Below are 15,852 nucleotides of genomic sequence, written 5' to 3'. Positions count from 1 at the left end.
TCCTACGCTGCTTTTTTACGGTCGATCAATACCGCGATCAGGATCACGATCCCTTTTACGACCATTTGGAAGAACGATGATACACCTAATAAGTTCAAACCGTTGTTCAACGTTCCGATGATCAATGCTCCGATCAATGTGCCGACGATTAGTCCGCGTCCGCCAGATAAGCTAGTTCCACCTAGAACAACAGCTGCGATCGCATCCAGTTCATAGGATGTGCCGGCAGTCGGTTGAGCAGAGTTCAGACGTGAAGTAAGAATCGCTCCAGCTAGTGCTGCTAATAGTCCTGCTAGTGAATAGATCATAATTTTTACTTTTGTCACTTTGATTCCTGAGATAATCGCGGCTTTCTCGTTTCCGCCGATCGCATACGTTTTTCGTCCGAACGGTGTTTTATGAAGGATCACCCAAAACGCTGCAAAAGCAAGCATCATCGTGATCGCTGGAACCGGAATACCTAAGAAGTAGCCTCGTCCAAAAAGTTGGAACATATAACTTTCGCCAAGACCCGTGATCGGATTACCGTCTGTATACACTAACGTTAGTCCACGGAAAATGGTCATCGTTGCGAGTGTAGCGATAAATGGAGCCATTTTTCCTTTTGTGATCAAAAGTCCGTTGATCGCACCCATTACAGCACCTAGCAAACAGCCGATCAAGATCGCTAGCATCGGATCGACGCCGGATACGATCATCCCAGCCATCAGTGCACTTGATAACGCGAGAATGGCACCAACGGATAAGTCGATTCCGCCCGTTAGAATAACGAATGTCATACCAAAGGCGATGAGTGCGTTGATCGCGACTTGGCGCAGCAAGTTTAATAAGTTAAGGGGTTCTAGAAAACTAGGATTAAGGATCGATACAATGGTTACGAGAATCAACAGTCCTAATAGAGGTCCAAGTTTTTGCATCAGATTTTCTACATGATTTACTTTAACCGGTGACGTTTTCATTTTATTGTCCTCCCGTTGCATATGTCATTATTCTTTCTTGCGTTGCTTCGCTTTTCGTGAGTTCACCGCTGATCTGTCCTTCGTGAACGACGAGAATGCGATCACTCATGCCAAGAACTTCTGGAAGTTCTGACGAGACCATGATAATCGCTACACCACGATCGGTAAGTTCGTTCATCAACTGATAGATTTCACGCTTCGCACCAACGTCAACGCCTCTAGTTGGCTCGTCCAAGATCAATACTTTCGGTCCGATTCCAACCCATTTCGCGATAACCACTTTTTGCTGGTTGCCTCCGGAAAGGTTCTTGGCGTTCGTCTCGCTCGATTCGGTCTTAATCTGTAACCGTTTGATGAGCATGTCCACAAAGTCAGTCTCAGTTTTATAATCGATTACGCCATTTTTAGAAAAACTTCGTAAGTTCGGCAGCGCCATGTTTTCACGTATCGAAAAATCGAGCACCAAGCCTTCGTTCTTTCTGTCTTCTGTAATAAAACCGATCCCGCGTTTCACTGCTTCGTATGGGTTCTTGATAGATACCTTCTGACCACCAACCCAAATCTCGCCAGAATCAAGCTGATCTAGACCGAATAATGCGCGCATGATCTCCGTTCGACCTGCACCCATAAGACCTGAAACACCAACGATCTCACCGGCTCTTACAGAGAAATTAATATTTTCAAAGATTCCATTTCTCGTCGCGTTCTTTACTTCTAAGACGATCTCACCAACTTGTGGATTTCGCTCTGGAAAGCGATCTGTAAGCTCGCGGCCGACCATCTTTCGTACCACTTCATCAAAGCTAGTCTCCGCGATCGCTCTCGTATCAACCGTTTTACCATCTCTCATCACCGTAATTCGGTCACAGATTGCAAAAATCTCTTCCATACGGTGTGAGATGTAAACGATCGATACACCTTCTTTACGAAGAGCGTTGATTACGTCAAATAATTTTTCGATCTCACGCTCTGTAAGGGCAGCGGTTGGCTCGTCCATGATGATGACTTTAGCGTTTGTCATAAGCGCTTTCGCGATCTCAATCATCTGCTGTTGACCAACTGAACAGAGTCCTGCGTCTTTTTCGAGTGGGATGGTAACCGCTAACTTTTCAAATTGCTTTTTTGCCAACGCTTTCATTTCTTTCGTTTTTAACAGGCCGAACGGTGAACGCATCTCTTTGCCGATAAAAAGGTTATCGAGCACAGTCATATCAGGCCATACGTTCAATTCTTGGTGGATGAACGCGACACCGTGCTTCTCGGCTTCTTTCGGGTTGTCAAAGTATTGCTCTTGTCCGTCGATCTGAATGGTTCCCGAATCTCGTTTATGAAGGCCGGTTAAAATGTTCATCAACGTAGATTTTCCGGCACCGTTCTCACCCATTAGGGCATGCACTTCACCTGCTTGAAGGTCGAAGTCAACACCCGATAATACTTGGTTGGCACCAAATGCTTTATATATGTCGTTCATTTGAATGTGCAAAACGATCACCTCTTTTAGAAGATTACACCTGCTTGCAGGATACAGTTGGCATACGGCGTGACTTCACCAGTTCGAATGACCACTTTTGCCTGCTTTGATAATTGTTTAAACGCTTCATGAGAAACGAATTTTTGTTCTGATTCAGGAAACGTCTCGTTCATAAACGTTAAAGTCTTTTCGTTTTTCTCTTTAATTTCGCTCGCAAGTATTACTTGTTCCACGACCATATCATTTGATACAGCGGAAACAACATCTGTAAAGCTCGGTACTCCGAGCGTGAGTGCGAGATCGATCCGCGGAACATCGCTTGGAATCGGAAGACCCGCATCCGCGATCACGATAAGATCGGTGTGGCCGAGGTCACTTAAAACTTTTGAGATATGACTGTTTAAGATGCCATGTCGTTTCATAGAGATGCCTCCACTTCTGTTCGATTCGGCATGCCGCCTTGAGCACCGAACTTCGTAACAGATAGGGAAGCGGCTCGATTGGCGAACTGCAAACTTTCATTGATGCTTTTTCCTTCAGCTAAAGCAACGGCTAGTGCTGCATTGAATGTATCTCCCGCACCGGTCGTATCTATCGCTTCTACTGTGTAGGAAGGAACGGTGATCTCTTTTTCACCATCAAAATAACGAGCGCCTGCTTTTCCTTCTGTAATAAACACTTTGTTCGAATACTGTTTCAGTGCTGACTCTGTTGACAGGTTATCGAAAAGAACGGCAGCTTCATGTTCGTTCGGTGTAATATAGCTTACCGAGTCGATCACTTTTTTAGAGAGTGGGCGAGCTGGAGCTGGGTTCAATAACAATGGAACATCTAGCTCCTGACAAAGCTCACTTACATATTCAACAGTTTCTTCAGGGATTTCTTGTTGAATGAGTACCATATTCGCTTGTTTGATGAGCAATTCTGATTTTTTTACATAATGGGGAGTCACATGATCATTCGCGCCTTTAACGACGACGATGCTGTTATCACCTTCAGCTAAAATGATATGAGCTGTACCACTCTCTGTATGTGTAACCGGTTCCACATTCGTTGCATCAACAGCGTTTTGTTTAAAGTTCTCTAGAATCGCTGCTCCATAATGGTCGTCGCCCACACATCCGATCATGTAAACCTCTGCACCAAGACGAGCAGCTGCGACCGCTTGGTTCGCTCCTTTTCCTCCAGGCACGGTTTTAAACGAACGTCCCAAAACAGTTTCTCCTGCTCCTGGCCGTTGATCAGATGTAACGACTAAATCCATCGACGAGCTTCCGATGACTACAATTTTAACCATTCGTATCAACCTTTCTTGTTGTGTTTCGATCTATAAATGTAACAGGCAGTTGAACTTGCTGTTGTTGAATTTTTTCTTGATTGATGATTTTTACAAGCAGCTGTGCCGCTTCTTTTCCCATCTCATAAGCCGGCTGGCGGATGGTAGAAAGGGAAGGGAACAACAAACTGCTCTGTGGTACGTCATCAAACCCGATGATCTGCAGTTCTTTCGGAATCGATTTTCCGAGACGAAGTGCTTCATGTAGGACGGCTGTTGCCACAATATCGTTGCTCGCTAACACACCATCTGTATCAGGATACGTTGCAAAAAGTTCTTTCGCCCATTTCTCTGCATCTTCAAAGGCAAAAGAAGTCGTCGACATCACATGAAAATCAATGTTTGATTGACTTAGCACTTCTAACGCGCCTTGAAAACGATCTTGAGCCGGTTGGATATGTGCGGGACCTTTTAAAATCGTGATCCGTTTGCTGCCCCTCTCCACTATCTCTTGGGCAGCTATTCTTCCGCCTTCTTTTCCATCCGCATAGACCGATGGATAATCACTTGATGTTCTGTCTAGAAATACTACGGGAATGGACAGGTTTTTATAGTTGTTCTTTGCTTTATTGTTCGTGGCTGAAATGATGCCGACTACATTGTTCTGAATAAAAGTGTTTAAATAATCCAGCTCTTTCTCGGCATTCTCATCACTGTTTCCAAAAAGAATACGATAACCGCCTTTTTGCATCTCATCTTCTACACCTCTTGCTAACTGTGGAAAAAATGGGTTGGTGATGTCTGGCAGCAACAAGCCGACCAGTTTTGATTTCTTTTTATAGAGGGAACGGGCGACTTCATTTGGGCTATACTTCAGTTCAGCAACGGCAGCCATCACTTTTTTGCGCGTATCTTCATGAACGTATCCATTTGCATTCAATACGCGAGATACCGTCGCAACCGATACACCTGATTTTTTTGCCACATCACGAATCGTAACCAAATCTTCGCCTCCTCTTAAACCGATATGTAACCGTTTACACATTTAAGTTAACAGAAATAGAAGCAGCTTGCAAGTTGGTAAATTTTTCTCTTGTCTAGTTAAATTCAAATAAATTACCTTCAAATTTTTTGTTTATTCCCCTTTAGCCAGTTGATTGGAGTGAAAGGTGCGAGACTCCTGTGGGACAGGTGGGCAGGTGAGACACTTATACGGAACGTACGAATGTGGCTCACCGCCTGCCCCACGGAAAGCGAGCATCTGTAACGGAAATCAACCACTTTCAAAAACACCAATGCAAAACGAATGTCGAATCAGACAGAACGAAATTTACTAGATTACTAGTATGAAAAAATCCCACCGTGTCCAAACTGTGGTTAGATACGACGGGGGAGGAAAAAACAATGAAAAAACGCAATCATTTCTTTATTCTAGTTCTTATCTCTTTAGCGGTGATGTTCTTGTTTTTTGAAACACAAACCAAGGTGGCGAACGCAACAATGAACGCCTCTGTTAAAATACCTGAAGAATCGATCAGACTTCGGATTCTAGCAAACAGCAATACGGATGCTGACCAAAAGCTGAAGCGTGAGATCCGTGACGAAGTAAACGCCCAGATTACAACTTGGGTGGGTGAGTTATCTTCCATTTCTAAAGCGCGTGAAATCATTCGTAAACAGCTGCCAACGATTGAAAGAATCGTTCAAGGTAAGCTGGATGAAGCAGGCCTTGAGAAGACGTTTTCTGTAGAGTTAAACAAAGTGGCTTTTCCTACTAAAATGTATGGCGATTTCATCTATCCGGCAGGACAATATGAAGCAGTGCTGATCACACTTGGCGAAGGTGAAGGGAAGAACTGGTGGTGTGTGCTCTTCCCGCCATTATGCTTTCTAGACTTTGAAAATGGCGATGCAGTAAAAGAAAACAAAGATGGTAAAGGTGATGTAGTAGATACAGCAGCTGATGCAGGAGCGGATCAAGCAGATGAAGCTGATGAAATCGAGACGAAATTCTTTGTGGTAGAACTGTTTGATAGCCTATTCAGCTTTGTTGGGTCCTTATTCTCGTAAAATGTGCATATTTTCCTCCCTATTTTCATAGATTATAGAAAATGAAGAAGGTAACCAAATGGTGGTTAGCCTTCTTTTTTTAAAAATTTTCGGATGAAATGGTGAAAAACAGCCGAACGAAGGCTGAAATTATATAGGAATAGGGGAGTTATTGATGACGATAATTTTAAGGCAGGCTATGCAGCATGAAGCCAAAGATCTGTTACAGCTCGTCGGAAAAGCTGGACTTCAGTCAGAAGGAATCAAAGACAGCATCGAAAATTATTTAGTCGTGGTAAACGACCAAGGTGAGACGATCGGTACAGTAGGTTTAGAGAGAATCGGAAACGATGGCTTGCTCCGGTCTTTCGTACTCAAGCAGAAATATTCTTCAGAGACGCTTCTTCTTAAACTCATTGATAAAATTTTGGTATACTCAAAAGATAAAGGAGTCAAAACCCTTTATTTACTTACGAAAGCTGTGCATATGTTCGAACAACTTTCTTTTAAAACAATTCCTAAAGATAAAGTGCCTCCACATATCGAGAGCGCTGATCATATAAAAAATAATGCAACATCAGGAGCAGAACTTTTAGCTTATGCATTGGATTAATCAGAGATTGTCAACAAGTTGTCCACAATTTATGACAAATTGTGTATAACTCTGTGGATATAAAAGTTTTGTAATCGACCTTTCTATAGAAGGTTGACCTGAGTAATAGAAAGGATTTATCACATGAACTCCTTCCAAACGGAACGCTGGCCTGTGGATAAAACAGAAAAAATGTTAGAAAATCATCCACATATTATTCAAGCTTCCTTGTGGATAAATAAGAATGAAGTAATAGCCATTCCGACTGAAACGGTTTATGGATTGGCGGGTAATGCGAGAAGTGATGATGCGATCAAACGCATTTTTGAAGCAAAGGGAAGACCGAGTGATAATCCTCTAATCGTTCATATTTCAGATCTCTCACAATTAGAGGGACTTGTTTCTTCTGTTTCAGATACCGCACAAAAATTGATGACCGCGTTCTGGCCAGGTCCATTGACGATTGTGCTGCCAAAAGGTGAAAACGTAAGTGGAAGAGTGACCGCTGGGTTACCCACAGTTGCTGTCAGGATGCCAGACCACGAGATCGCACTCGCTGTAATCGCAGCTTCAGATGTTCCGCTTGCAGCACCAAGCGCGAACCTTTCTGGAAAACCAAGCCCCACTTCAGCTCAGCATGTATATGAAGATCTGAAGGGCAGGATTCCGGGAATTGTAGATGGCGGTTCAACAGGTGTTGGGGTTGAATCTACTGTTGTGGAATGTACTGGTGACCTTGTCACGATTTTACGACCTGGCGGAATCACTTTAGAAGAGCTTGAAAAAGTAGTGGGTGCAGGGCGAGTCGTGGTTGATCCGGGATTGGAGAACGAGAAGCATGCACCTAAATCGCCAGGGATGAAATATACACACTATGCACCTGACGCACCTTTCGTTCTTGTGGATGGAAGCGTGGAATTTTTGCAGAGACTTGTGGATAAAGAACGAGAAGCAGGAAAACGGATTGGAATTCTGACGACAGAAGAGAGAGCTGGCGTTTATAAAGCGGATTGTGTGATTCCAGCAGGAAATCGTTCCAATCCTGAAACGGTGGCTCAGCATCTATACGAAGCGTTACGAGCATTTAACGAAGCGGGTGTCGATCAAATTTTCGGAGAGGTTTTTCCGAAAACAGGTGTTGGCGTTGCGATTATGAACAGACTTGAAAAATCGGCCGGCGGGAATATCATAAAAGAATAGAATTATGGCTCTGATTCAATGTTTGTTGATTGGATCAGGGCTTTTTATTTTTAAAGAGGGCTGAAATGGGCTGTTTGATCTAGTATGCATTGAAAATTTTGTTAATGGAAATCGTAAAGTTAAATAATTTCACGGTAATCTATTTTATTTTCACGGTAATTCATTTTATTTTCACGGATAGAGTCAATAATTTCACGAATAAAATTATTTAAACGATTTTCGACAAAGAGCGGCTACACTACAACAATGATCCACACCTCAAAAAAACAAACCTGCGTCTACTCAAGACACAGGTTTATTTTTATCGATCGGAAGCAGGATCGAGAAGGTCGTTCCTTCATCAATCTTGCTGTTGATCAAGATTTTACCGTGGTGGTTCTCTACGATCTTGTAACAGATCATGAGGCCGAGGCCGGTACCTTTTTCTTTTGTGGTATAAAACGGTTCACCAAGGGTTGGCAGGCGTTCTTCTGAAATCCCGCAGCCATGGTCGATGAAAGAAGCGATAACGTATCCGCCTTCTCTCTTTAAATTTATAATGACTGAACCACCTGTTGGCATTGCTTCGATCGCGTTTTTAAGCATGTTCACAAACACTTGCTTGATCTGATTGTCCACACACCAAATTTCTGGCAGATCTGGTTCACTTTCAAAATAGATCTGGACATTCGTTAATATCGCCTGTGTATCAAGAATCGATATTACGTGTCGCAACAATTGGCGAAGGTCGGTTTGTGTAAAATTCATCGCTTGCGGCTTAGCGAGCAGCATAAACTCTCCAACGATGCTGTTGATTCGATCGATCTCTGAGAGCATGATCTCGTAGTAGTCCTCATTCTCTGACGCCCTTGATTGTAAGAGCTGCAGAAAGCCGCGGATCGAGGTGAGCGGGTTCCGAATCTCATGCGCAACACCAGCGGCAAGCTGACCGAGAACAGACAGCTTGTCAGATTTTCTTAGCATCTCTTCTGTCTTTTTTCGTTCGGTCAAGTCACGTGCTACGACAACGAACGAGTCAGGCTGATCTGAATCGTTTGCGATAGGGGTAGCGTTCGCTTCAAGGGTCACCCAATGTCCGTGTGCGTGCTTGCATCGGACTTCAAACTTTACAGGCTTTTGAGTTTGAACCATCTCATTCATAGCGATTCTTACCTTTGGACGGTCGTCTGAATGGAAGAACGCTTGAATCTTTTTTCCATCATAAAGCGACGGATCAAACCCGAGAAGAAGCCGGTTGGAAGGAGATACGTATTTGACGTTTCCTTCTAGGTCAACGACACCAACTAGATCAGTTGTGTTCTCTGCAATGATCCGATACTTTTCTTCGCTTTCTTTTAACGCTTTTTCTTTTAGTTTTTTATCTGTGATATCTCTTGAGATCGCGGATAGTGCGACGACTTCACCGTTTTCGCCATAGATTGGACTTAAGGAAAGGCTTACATTTAGCCGCTTACCAGACTTCGTTAACCGGATAGTCTCGACACCTTTTACATATCCGCCATGTTTGACGATCGTCATCAGCCTATCGGATTCAGCTACCTTATCTTCTGGAACAACGGGCAAAATGTGTGAAGTCATATTGGCGAGCTCGTCTTCGGACCATCCGTATATGAATTCAAACGCCGGGTTCACTTTTACAGAGAAGTCTGTTAGGTGGACGACTGAGATCGCATCACTAGAATGATAGATAACAGATTCCAGCAGATCCTTTGTTTCCCGGAGTTCTTTTTCCGCTTCTCTTTTTGCGGTTACGTCTTTTGCGATTCCGAAAACACCGAGCACTTTATTGAGAACGATGATCGGAGTAAGGGTGAACATGATCTGGCGAGTTTCGCCGTTCTTCTGCTTGATCCGAGTCTCGTACATTTTGGAATTACCTTTTAATGCGTCCTTGAACTGATCAATTGCAACAGCTCTTCTGTCTGGCAGCATGAACGGATTGAACGTCATGTTCAAAAGTTCTGTCTCGCTATAACCGCTCAACGTTGCACACGCTTTATTGACAGTCGTAAATTTGCCTTCAAGATCGAGCGAAAACAAGGCATCGATGTTATGGTCCATCAATGACCGGAAGCGCTGTTCACTCTCGGCAAGCTGAGTTTCAACGGATACTCTTTCAGTGAGATCAACACAAAATCCATACACCTCAGAAACGGTCCCATCTTTATCATAAATGGGACCGATCGCAGCTAAAAAAGGAATGCCGTTCAGTTCAGATTCGTACGTAAGACTTTCTCCGTTCAGCGCTCTTTCGTACATTTCTTTTTTAAAGTCTGCAATTTCTTTAGGAAAGATGTCTTCTATTCTCTTTTGAAGCACGTTTTCCCGTTTAAGGCCAAACAAGTCAAACAGTTCACCTTCGCTCTCGGACATAATAAGGCTTTCATTATGCTTCATACATCGAAAAGTCATGCTTTTTTGGCGTGATAGACCAGTCGGAAATGGCGACGATCGCCACATGTCTTTTCCATTTTCCGTTATGGCCGATGCGTTATGGACCATGCTTGTTCCTCTCCTTTACGTACAGATTCACTTCCTTTTATATACGATAAAAATCACATTATCCCTTCCTAAAGCGGTAAAGAGTTCCATTTTTTCATCTTCTCAACAGCTTGTATGGTTTTTAGTCTTTTTAAAAGTAGACATGCATAGTCTGAAAGTATGATGGTTAAGGGAGTGGGAAGTATTTGGCAACCATGGGAGAATGGATGACACTGTTATTTATGTCAGTTGCGCTAGGTATGGACGCTTTTTCGATCGGCCTAGGAATGGGGATGTTATCGCTTCGCATAAGACAAATTATGAAAATAGGAATGACGATAGGAATCTTTCATATGCTCATGCCTCTTGCAGGAATGACGCTCGGCAAACAGATCTCTGTTCATTTTGGTGGTATAGCAGCTATCATCGGTGGAATTCTGCTTGTCATACTGGGTGTTACGATGATTAGGTCCTCTTTCTCAAATGACGATGAACCTTTCGTACAGCCGATCGGCATCGGGCTCTTCGTCTTTGCGCTCAGCGCTTCTTTAGATAGTTTTTCAGTGGGATTATCTTTAGGGATCTATGGAGCGAAAACCTGGCTAACGATTACGATGTTCGGACTCATGAGCATGGTCTTAACATGGGCTGGCTTGATCATGGGAAAAAAAGTACAGAAGTGGCTCGGTTCCTATGGTGAAGCGTTCGGCGGCTGTATCCTTCTTGCTTTTGGGGTGAAGATTCTTTTGCCGATTTAAATGCTATTTAACATTACTGTTATTCTTTAGGGTGTATCTCCCATTGGCAGGTTGATAGAAGTGGAAGGTGTGAGACTCCTGCGGGACGAGTGGGACAGGTGAGACCCTTAAAGGCGCAAAGCGGCAAGGGGCTCACCGCCCGCCCCGCGGAAAGCGAAGCACCTGGAACGGAGAGCAACTACTTACAAAACTACTTCGAATACGTAAAACAGGCATTTTTTTATTCACTGATCCGATGATATACTTACTAATAAGAGCGTTAACCTATATAAAAATAGGGAAAGATAGAATATGAGGTGAATTCACCATGAATGTTTTATTTATTTGTACAGGCAATACTTGTCGCAGTCCGATGGCTGAGGCCATTCTACGCAAAAAAGGAAAAGGTAAGTTCAACGTTAAATCAGCTGGTGTATTTGCTGGAAACGGTGCCGTGATGAGTTCGAATGCGACACAAGCTCTTTCGGAAAGAAGTATTAAAGAAAGTCATCAGTCACAAGGCGTGTCCGATTATTTGATCGAGTGGGCAGATCTTATCTTAACGATGACCGAGAGCCATAAACATGCGCTCGTCGGACGATGGCCAGATGCGGTGAATAAGACGTATACATTAAAAGAGTATGTTCTCGACGACGATGAGCAGAAGAAGATTGAAGAGATCTATGAGCTCTACACAGAGATCGAGATGCTGAAGCTTCAATATATGTCTAAGGATTCTGCGGATGAAGAAGTGAGACAAGCGTTTGAAAGGGAAGTAAGACCGCTCGTTGAAAGAAGGATGAAGTTAGAAAATGAAGTACCTTCCCTAGACATTACAGATCCTTTCGGTGGACCGCTTAATCTTTATCAAGAAACAAGAGATGAGATTGAAGTCCTTATTGAAAAATTAATGAAAAAAGACGATAGCAAGAAGTAGTAGGACATAATGAGGTAAGGCTGTTCTATATTGCCTAGCAGTGACATTGAACGGGTAATCGGAAGAGCATATAATGAAAAAAAGTATGAGAGAGCAGGTGCACACAACATGAAAGTAGCAATTGGATCAGATCACGCCGGAGTTGAATTAAGAAAAGAAATCATCAGCATGATTGAAGAGCTGGGTATGCAAGTGGAGGATGTCGGCTGTGAATGCGACACGTCTGTAGACTATCCAGACTATGCGATTCCTGTAGCAGAAAAAGTAGCCAACGGTGAAGCTGATCGCGGAATTCTAATCTGCGGTACGGGCATTGGAATGAGCATTGCAGCGAACAAAGTTAAAGGAATCCGCTGTGCGCTTGTTCATGATCTATTCAGCGCAAAAGCTACAAGACAGCATAATGACAGCAATGTACTTGCAATGGGTGAACGTGTCATCGGGCCGGGTCTCGCACTCGAAATCGCAAAAGTATGGCTGACGACAGAATATGAAGGCGGACGTCACGGTCGCCGTGTAGATAAAATCTCTCAATATGAAGGCCAATAGCACTAAAGCTATAAACCTATAAAATGAAGGGAAGACCATCTCATGAGCGATGAGCTCCAACAAATTCAAGACCAAGTCCTGAATGTTTTGCAAGATCTGCAAAAGCATGCACAATTGAGACCGTCACAATTATTAGTAGTAGGCGCAAGCACGAGCGAAGTAATTGGTGAACGAATTGGCACATCAGGCACGATGGATACTGCGGGTGCACTTTACCGAGGTATCGTAGCGTTTCAAGAAGAAACTGGCGTAGCACTTGCCGTGCAATGCTGTGAACACTTGAACCGTGCGCTTGTCATCGAGCGCGAAGAAGCTGAACGACGAGGCTATGAAGAAGTTCGGGTTGTTCCAGCACGATCAGCTGGAGGTGCGTTGGCAACACACGCCTATCACCATATGAATGAACCCGTGATCGTTGAATATATAAAAGCCGACGCAGGCATCGACATCGGTGACACCTTTATCGGTATGCACTTGAGACATGTTGCTGTACCTGTTCGCAGTGAAGTGAAAAAGGTCGGCGCCGCACACGTGACGTTGGCGAAGACACGTCCGAAGTTAATCGGCGGCGAACGCGCGGTGTATCCGAGTAAAGAAGACATACGTTGTTTTTAATTAGTGGAAAGCCCTCTTGGTGAGGGCTTTTTCTGTTGTGAGTGTGCCTTGCAACCATGACGGGTTGTCGTAACGTGTCGAGGATTGTAGACTCGTGGATAAATTGCCAAAACTTTTGGATTCAGAGGTAAAACTCGTGGATAAAACACCCAAACTTGTGGATTCCAAGCTGAAACTCGTGAATTCAGCCCCATTTTGTGTAGGATTACGGTTAACAAGCCTCCGTTCGGCTGCTTCTAAGCCTCGCATAGCTTCCTACTCAATGTTCAATCTCGTAATGAATCCACTCTGAATTGATGTTTTTTCCGCCCATCTTCTTATAAAGAGCTTGAGCAGACGTGTTATCAATCGCCGTTTGCCAAGTCATGTAGGCATAGCCTTCCTTTTTCGTGTATTCTAGCACATGCAGAAACATCTTCTCTCCTAAACCAGCTCCACGGAAATCCGCATCTACAAAAAGATCGTTCAATATGGCGATTTTCTGCAGCCGGGTCGTACTGAGCGAGAAGTAAAGGGTTGCGAATCCTGCTAATCTGCCATCTTCTGTCTCAGCAACAAACTGCGTTCCTGCTTCATCTGAAGATAGCAGATGCTTGATATGATCATCGAGCTTTGATCCCTCTGGAGTTTTCCCTTTGTAAAAATCAACAATGTAACGATGCATCAATTCCTTCAGCTGACCTAGATCCTCTAAAACGACAGGACGAATTCTAAAACTAGTCACCGGTATCCATCTCCTCTAATCTGGTTTCCTTAACAAAAGGATACTTCATTTTACATCTATATTAAGTGATTCTTTCTGGTCTGAATAGTATGATAAAAAAGGCGATGTAGAATCATGTGTTGTTAAGGAAGGGCATACTAGAGCTGCTTCCTTTTTTTATGTGAAAGGAGAAAGTGATTTTGAGGAATTATGCGATCGGAATAGATATTGGTACAACGAGTACGAAAGTTGTTCTTTTTGATGAAAAAGGAGCGGCTGTTGCTCATCATTCAAAAAATTACCCGTTGCTGTCGGAAGCGCCAGGAGCGGCCGAACAAAAGCCGGATGAAATTTTTGAAGCAGTAAATGAATCGTTAAGAGAAACGGTGCGAAAAAGTGGAGATCTAGCAGATAGAATCAGTTTCATTTCTTTTAGCACAGCTATGCACTCATTGATTGCAGTGGACTCAGAAGGAACACCACTCACGAACAGCATCACTTGGGCAGATATCCGAAGTGAACCATATGTGGCACCTTTTAAATCAGATTTCAGTGAAACTGCGCTTGAACTGTATAAACGGACCGGTGTCCCTTTGCATCCGATGACACCACTTTTTAAATTGCAGTGGTTAAAAAACGAACATCCCGATATTTTTCAAAGGGCAGAAAAGTTTGTTGGCATTAAAGATTACATACTGTTTCGCTGGTTTGGTGAGTGGCATACGGATCAAGCATCCGCGGCAGCAACAGGTCTTTGGAACATGCACACTAAAAAGTGGGATGAAGAAGCGCTGAAACTTGCAGATGTCACACCAGAAAAACTCCCGAGCCTGCAGCCGACCACCTATTATTGGGGAGAGCTGTCTGAGGTTTTGGCGAAGAAATCAGGGATGAATTCCTCTGTAAAAGTGGTGATTGGTGCAACGGACGGCCCGTTGTCTAACCTTGGTGTCGGCGCGATCTCACCTGGAGATATTGCAGTAACGATTGGTACGAGCGGTGCGATCCGAACCACTTCAGCGACACCGATACTTGATACAGATGGCCGCACGTTCTGTTACCCGCTTACTGAAAATCATTGGGTGTCAGGTGGACCGGTCAACAATGGAGGTATCTCGTTTCAATGGATTCATGATACTTTGCAAAAAGAGGACGATAGTGCGGCTTATGAAAAGCTGTCTAGAGATGCTGAACAGATTCAGCCTGGTGCAGAGGGCTTAATCTTTCTGCCTTATCTAACTGGAGAACGAGCACCATTGTGGGATGCGCAGGCAAAAGCATCGTTCATTGGTCTAACACTTCGCCATAATCACAATCATATGGTGCGCGCGGTGCTCGAAGGATGTATTCTTAACCTGTTTAGTGTTTACTCTCTTATCAAGAGCCATGTGGGGAACAGGGAAGTGAAGATTTTTGCAACTGGGGGCTTTACGAACTCGCTTCTTTGGAAACAGATCTTAGCAGATGTATTTCAGACGAATGTGAGTATTCCTGAACATACGGAAAGTTCGTGCTTAGGAGCGGTTTTGCTCGGCCGATACGCGATCGGTGAAACAGATACGCTAGAAGAAGCGCCTGTTGAGACGAAGCAGTACGAAGAAATCACGCCTAATCCTGATCACCAGGCAATCTACGAAGAGCTGTTTCACCTTTATCAGTCTCTATCTGACACGATGCAAACGCAATACAAGTCCATTCATGATTTTCAAAACAAGCATAAAAAAGAGAGCGGGAAATGATCCCGCTCTTTGTTTCTTATTCAATATATGTCGCGTTGATCAGCGGAAGGCCAGTCTTGGCATCCTTACCTGTCTTAACGTTACCGAATACTGTGACCTCAGAACCTTCTTTAAGACCGCTGCCCATCGTAAAGTTCATCACTTTAAATTTTGTTTCTCCAACTTGGAACTCAAAGCTTCCGCCCATTCCTTTTTCGTTATCTGTTAGGACTTGTCCAGTCGCCTTAATGATTTTTTCTTCATACGCTTTTGGATCTGCTTCAAGCGCTTTTGGATCTAACTGAACGGCTTTTTCTTCCATGTTCTTAATGATCTCAGCTTGTTGACCAGCCAGATCATCCGTTGTGCTTTGGTCTTCGTTATCACGTGTTTCTACTTTTTCCTTTGCTTCAGGCTTTGCCTTGTCTTCGCTGCAGCCAGCCAAAGCTAGTACAAGAATAAGGAGACTCGCTCCAAACCACTTTTTCATCATGTTGATAACACCCCTTATAAATAGCTCTCTCTCTATTATGTATCATCATACCATGTTCATCCCTATCAAATA

General features: G+C 43.7%; 16 protein-coding genes. 8 read left to right on the top strand and 8 right to left on the bottom strand.

Going from position 1 to position 15,852, the window contains the following annotated elements; translation table 11 throughout:
- Positions 1–2 precede the first annotated feature (2 nt).
- From rbsC to H9648_RS13570, 5 genes are read right to left on the bottom strand one after another with little or no spacing between them, the layout of a single operon-like run.
- Positions 3–959, bottom strand: coding sequence for a ribose ABC transporter permease RbsC (rbsC, locus tag H9648_RS13590; RefSeq protein WP_191754331.1), 957 nt, complete (start codon positions 957–959; stop codon positions 3–5).
- A 1-nt stretch (position 960) separates the two neighbouring features.
- A complete protein-coding gene (locus tag H9648_RS13585; RefSeq protein WP_191754330.1) occupies positions 961–2,442 on the bottom strand; it encodes a sugar ABC transporter ATP-binding protein in 1,482 nt (493 codons plus the stop codon).
- Between the two features lie 14 nt (positions 2,443–2,456).
- On the bottom strand, positions 2,457–2,852 hold the full coding sequence (gene rbsD, locus H9648_RS13580; RefSeq protein WP_191754329.1) for a D-ribose pyranase: 396 nt from the start codon (positions 2,850–2,852) through the stop codon (positions 2,457–2,459).
- Entirely contained in the window at positions 2,849–3,727 is an 879-nt protein-coding gene (gene rbsK, locus H9648_RS13575; protein WP_191754328.1) for a ribokinase, read from the bottom strand. Before rbsK ends, rbsD begins: the two co-directional genes overlap by 4 nt.
- Complete coding sequence (locus H9648_RS13570) at positions 3,720–4,709, bottom strand: LacI family DNA-binding transcriptional regulator (protein WP_191754327.1); 990 nt, start codon at positions 4,707–4,709, stop codon at positions 3,720–3,722. The genes rbsK and H9648_RS13570 overlap by 8 nt, the downstream gene beginning before the upstream one ends.
- 401 nt (positions 4,710–5,110) lie before the next feature.
- Between H9648_RS13570 and spoIIR the strand changes: the two genes are divergently transcribed.
- The 3 genes from spoIIR to H9648_RS13555 all read left to right on the top strand — a co-directional run bounded on the left by spoIIR (position 5,111) and on the right by H9648_RS13555 (position 7,547).
- A complete protein-coding gene (gene spoIIR / locus H9648_RS13565) occupies positions 5,111–5,776 on the top strand; it encodes a stage II sporulation protein R (protein WP_191754326.1) in 666 nt (221 codons plus the stop codon).
- Between the two features lie 154 nt (positions 5,777–5,930).
- On the top strand, positions 5,931–6,368 hold the full coding sequence (locus tag H9648_RS13560) for a GNAT family N-acetyltransferase (RefSeq protein WP_191754325.1): 438 nt from the start codon (positions 5,931–5,933) through the stop codon (positions 6,366–6,368).
- 123 nt (positions 6,369–6,491) lie between these two features.
- Positions 6,492–7,547, top strand: coding sequence for an L-threonylcarbamoyladenylate synthase (locus H9648_RS13555; protein ID WP_191754324.1), 1,056 nt, complete (start codon positions 6,492–6,494; stop codon positions 7,545–7,547).
- A gap of 282 nt (positions 7,548–7,829) precedes the next feature.
- On the opposite strand, the gene H9648_RS13550 is transcribed toward H9648_RS13555, so the two are convergent.
- Positions 7,830–10,049 carry a PAS domain S-box protein gene (locus H9648_RS13550; protein WP_191754323.1) on the bottom strand — a complete coding sequence of 740 codons (2,220 nt, stop codon included), beginning with the start codon at positions 10,047–10,049 and terminating at the stop codon, positions 7,830–7,832.
- A 194-nt stretch (positions 10,050–10,243) separates the two neighbouring features.
- Here H9648_RS13550 and H9648_RS13545 point away from each other — a divergent pair, with 194 nt between their 5' ends.
- The 4 genes from H9648_RS13545 to H9648_RS13530 all read left to right on the top strand — a co-directional run bounded on the left by H9648_RS13545 (position 10,244) and on the right by H9648_RS13530 (position 12,866).
- Positions 10,244–10,786: a manganese efflux pump MntP gene (locus H9648_RS13545; protein WP_191754371.1), complete on the top strand. Its 543-nt coding sequence runs from the start codon at positions 10,244–10,246 to the stop codon at positions 10,784–10,786.
- A gap of 307 nt (positions 10,787–11,093) precedes the next feature.
- The gene (locus H9648_RS13540) at positions 11,094–11,702 is read left to right on the top strand and encodes a low molecular weight protein arginine phosphatase (protein ID WP_191754322.1); all 609 of its coding nucleotides are present in this window, start codon (positions 11,094–11,096) and stop codon (positions 11,700–11,702) included.
- 108 nt (positions 11,703–11,810) lie between these two features.
- The gene (rpiB, locus tag H9648_RS13535; protein WP_066398975.1) at positions 11,811–12,251 is read left to right on the top strand and encodes a ribose 5-phosphate isomerase B; all 441 of its coding nucleotides are present in this window, start codon (positions 11,811–11,813) and stop codon (positions 12,249–12,251) included.
- Between the two features lie 42 nt (positions 12,252–12,293).
- Positions 12,294–12,866 (top strand): TIGR01440 family protein, encoded by a 573-nt coding sequence (locus H9648_RS13530; RefSeq protein ID WP_191754321.1) that lies wholly within the window; start codon positions 12,294–12,296, stop codon positions 12,864–12,866.
- A 259-nt stretch (positions 12,867–13,125) separates the two neighbouring features.
- Here H9648_RS13530 and H9648_RS13525 read toward each other — a convergent pair whose 3' ends face one another.
- Positions 13,126–13,590: a GNAT family N-acetyltransferase gene (locus tag H9648_RS13525; RefSeq protein WP_191754320.1), complete on the bottom strand. Its 465-nt coding sequence runs from the start codon at positions 13,588–13,590 to the stop codon at positions 13,126–13,128.
- A gap of 179 nt (positions 13,591–13,769) precedes the next feature.
- On the opposite strand from H9648_RS13525, the gene H9648_RS13520 reads away from it, so the two are divergent.
- The gene (locus H9648_RS13520; protein WP_225218890.1) at positions 13,770–15,308 is read left to right on the top strand and encodes a gluconokinase; all 1,539 of its coding nucleotides are present in this window, start codon (positions 13,770–13,772) and stop codon (positions 15,306–15,308) included.
- Positions 15,309–15,324: 16 nt separating this feature from the next.
- Here the strand turns inward: H9648_RS13520 and H9648_RS13515 are convergent, their stop codons facing one another.
- Positions 15,325–15,780, bottom strand: coding sequence for a hypothetical protein (locus H9648_RS13515; RefSeq protein WP_191754319.1), 456 nt, complete (start codon positions 15,778–15,780; stop codon positions 15,325–15,327).
- Between the last annotated feature and the right edge of the window lie 72 nt (positions 15,781–15,852).

Origin of the sequence: Fictibacillus norfolkensis (genome assembly GCF_014836645.1) — a bacterium.
Taxonomy (GTDB): domain Bacteria; phylum Bacillota; class Bacilli; order Bacillales; family Fictibacillaceae; genus Fictibacillus; species Fictibacillus norfolkensis.
The sequence above is the reverse complement of the archived record's forward strand: the minus strand, read 5'-3'. Positions and strand labels throughout refer to the sequence as shown.

What these genes read in the sequence shown, in the direction of transcription:
- rbsC (WP_191754331.1), bottom strand. Translation starts at nt 959, where the DNA reads ATGAAAACGTCACCGGTTAAAGTAAATCATGTAGAAAATCTGATGCAA.
- rbsD (WP_191754329.1), bottom strand. Translation starts at nt 2,852, where the DNA reads ATGAAACGACATGGCATCTTAAACAGTCATATCTCAAAAGTTTTAAGT.
- rbsK (WP_191754328.1), bottom strand. Translation starts at nt 3,727, where the DNA reads ATGGTTAAAATTGTAGTCATCGGAAGCTCGTCGATGGATTTAGTCGTT.
- spoIIR (WP_191754326.1), top strand. Translation starts at nt 5,111, where the DNA reads ATGAAAAAACGCAATCATTTCTTTATTCTAGTTCTTATCTCTTTAGCG.
- H9648_RS13560 (WP_191754325.1), top strand. Translation starts at nt 5,931, where the DNA reads ATGACGATAATTTTAAGGCAGGCTATGCAGCATGAAGCCAAAGATCTG.
- H9648_RS13555 (WP_191754324.1), top strand. Translation starts at nt 6,492, where the DNA reads ATGAACTCCTTCCAAACGGAACGCTGGCCTGTGGATAAAACAGAAAAA.
- H9648_RS13550 (WP_191754323.1), bottom strand. Translation starts at nt 10,049, where the DNA reads ATGGTCCATAACGCATCGGCCATAACGGAAAATGGAAAAGACATGTGG.
- H9648_RS13545 (WP_191754371.1), top strand. Translation starts at nt 10,244, where the DNA reads ATGGGAGAATGGATGACACTGTTATTTATGTCAGTTGCGCTAGGTATG.
- H9648_RS13540 (WP_191754322.1), top strand. Translation starts at nt 11,094, where the DNA reads ATGAATGTTTTATTTATTTGTACAGGCAATACTTGTCGCAGTCCGATG.
- rpiB (WP_066398975.1), top strand. Translation starts at nt 11,811, where the DNA reads ATGAAAGTAGCAATTGGATCAGATCACGCCGGAGTTGAATTAAGAAAA.
- H9648_RS13530 (WP_191754321.1), top strand. Translation starts at nt 12,294, where the DNA reads ATGAGCGATGAGCTCCAACAAATTCAAGACCAAGTCCTGAATGTTTTG.
- H9648_RS13515 (WP_191754319.1), bottom strand. Translation starts at nt 15,780, where the DNA reads ATGATGAAAAAGTGGTTTGGAGCGAGTCTCCTTATTCTTGTACTAGCT.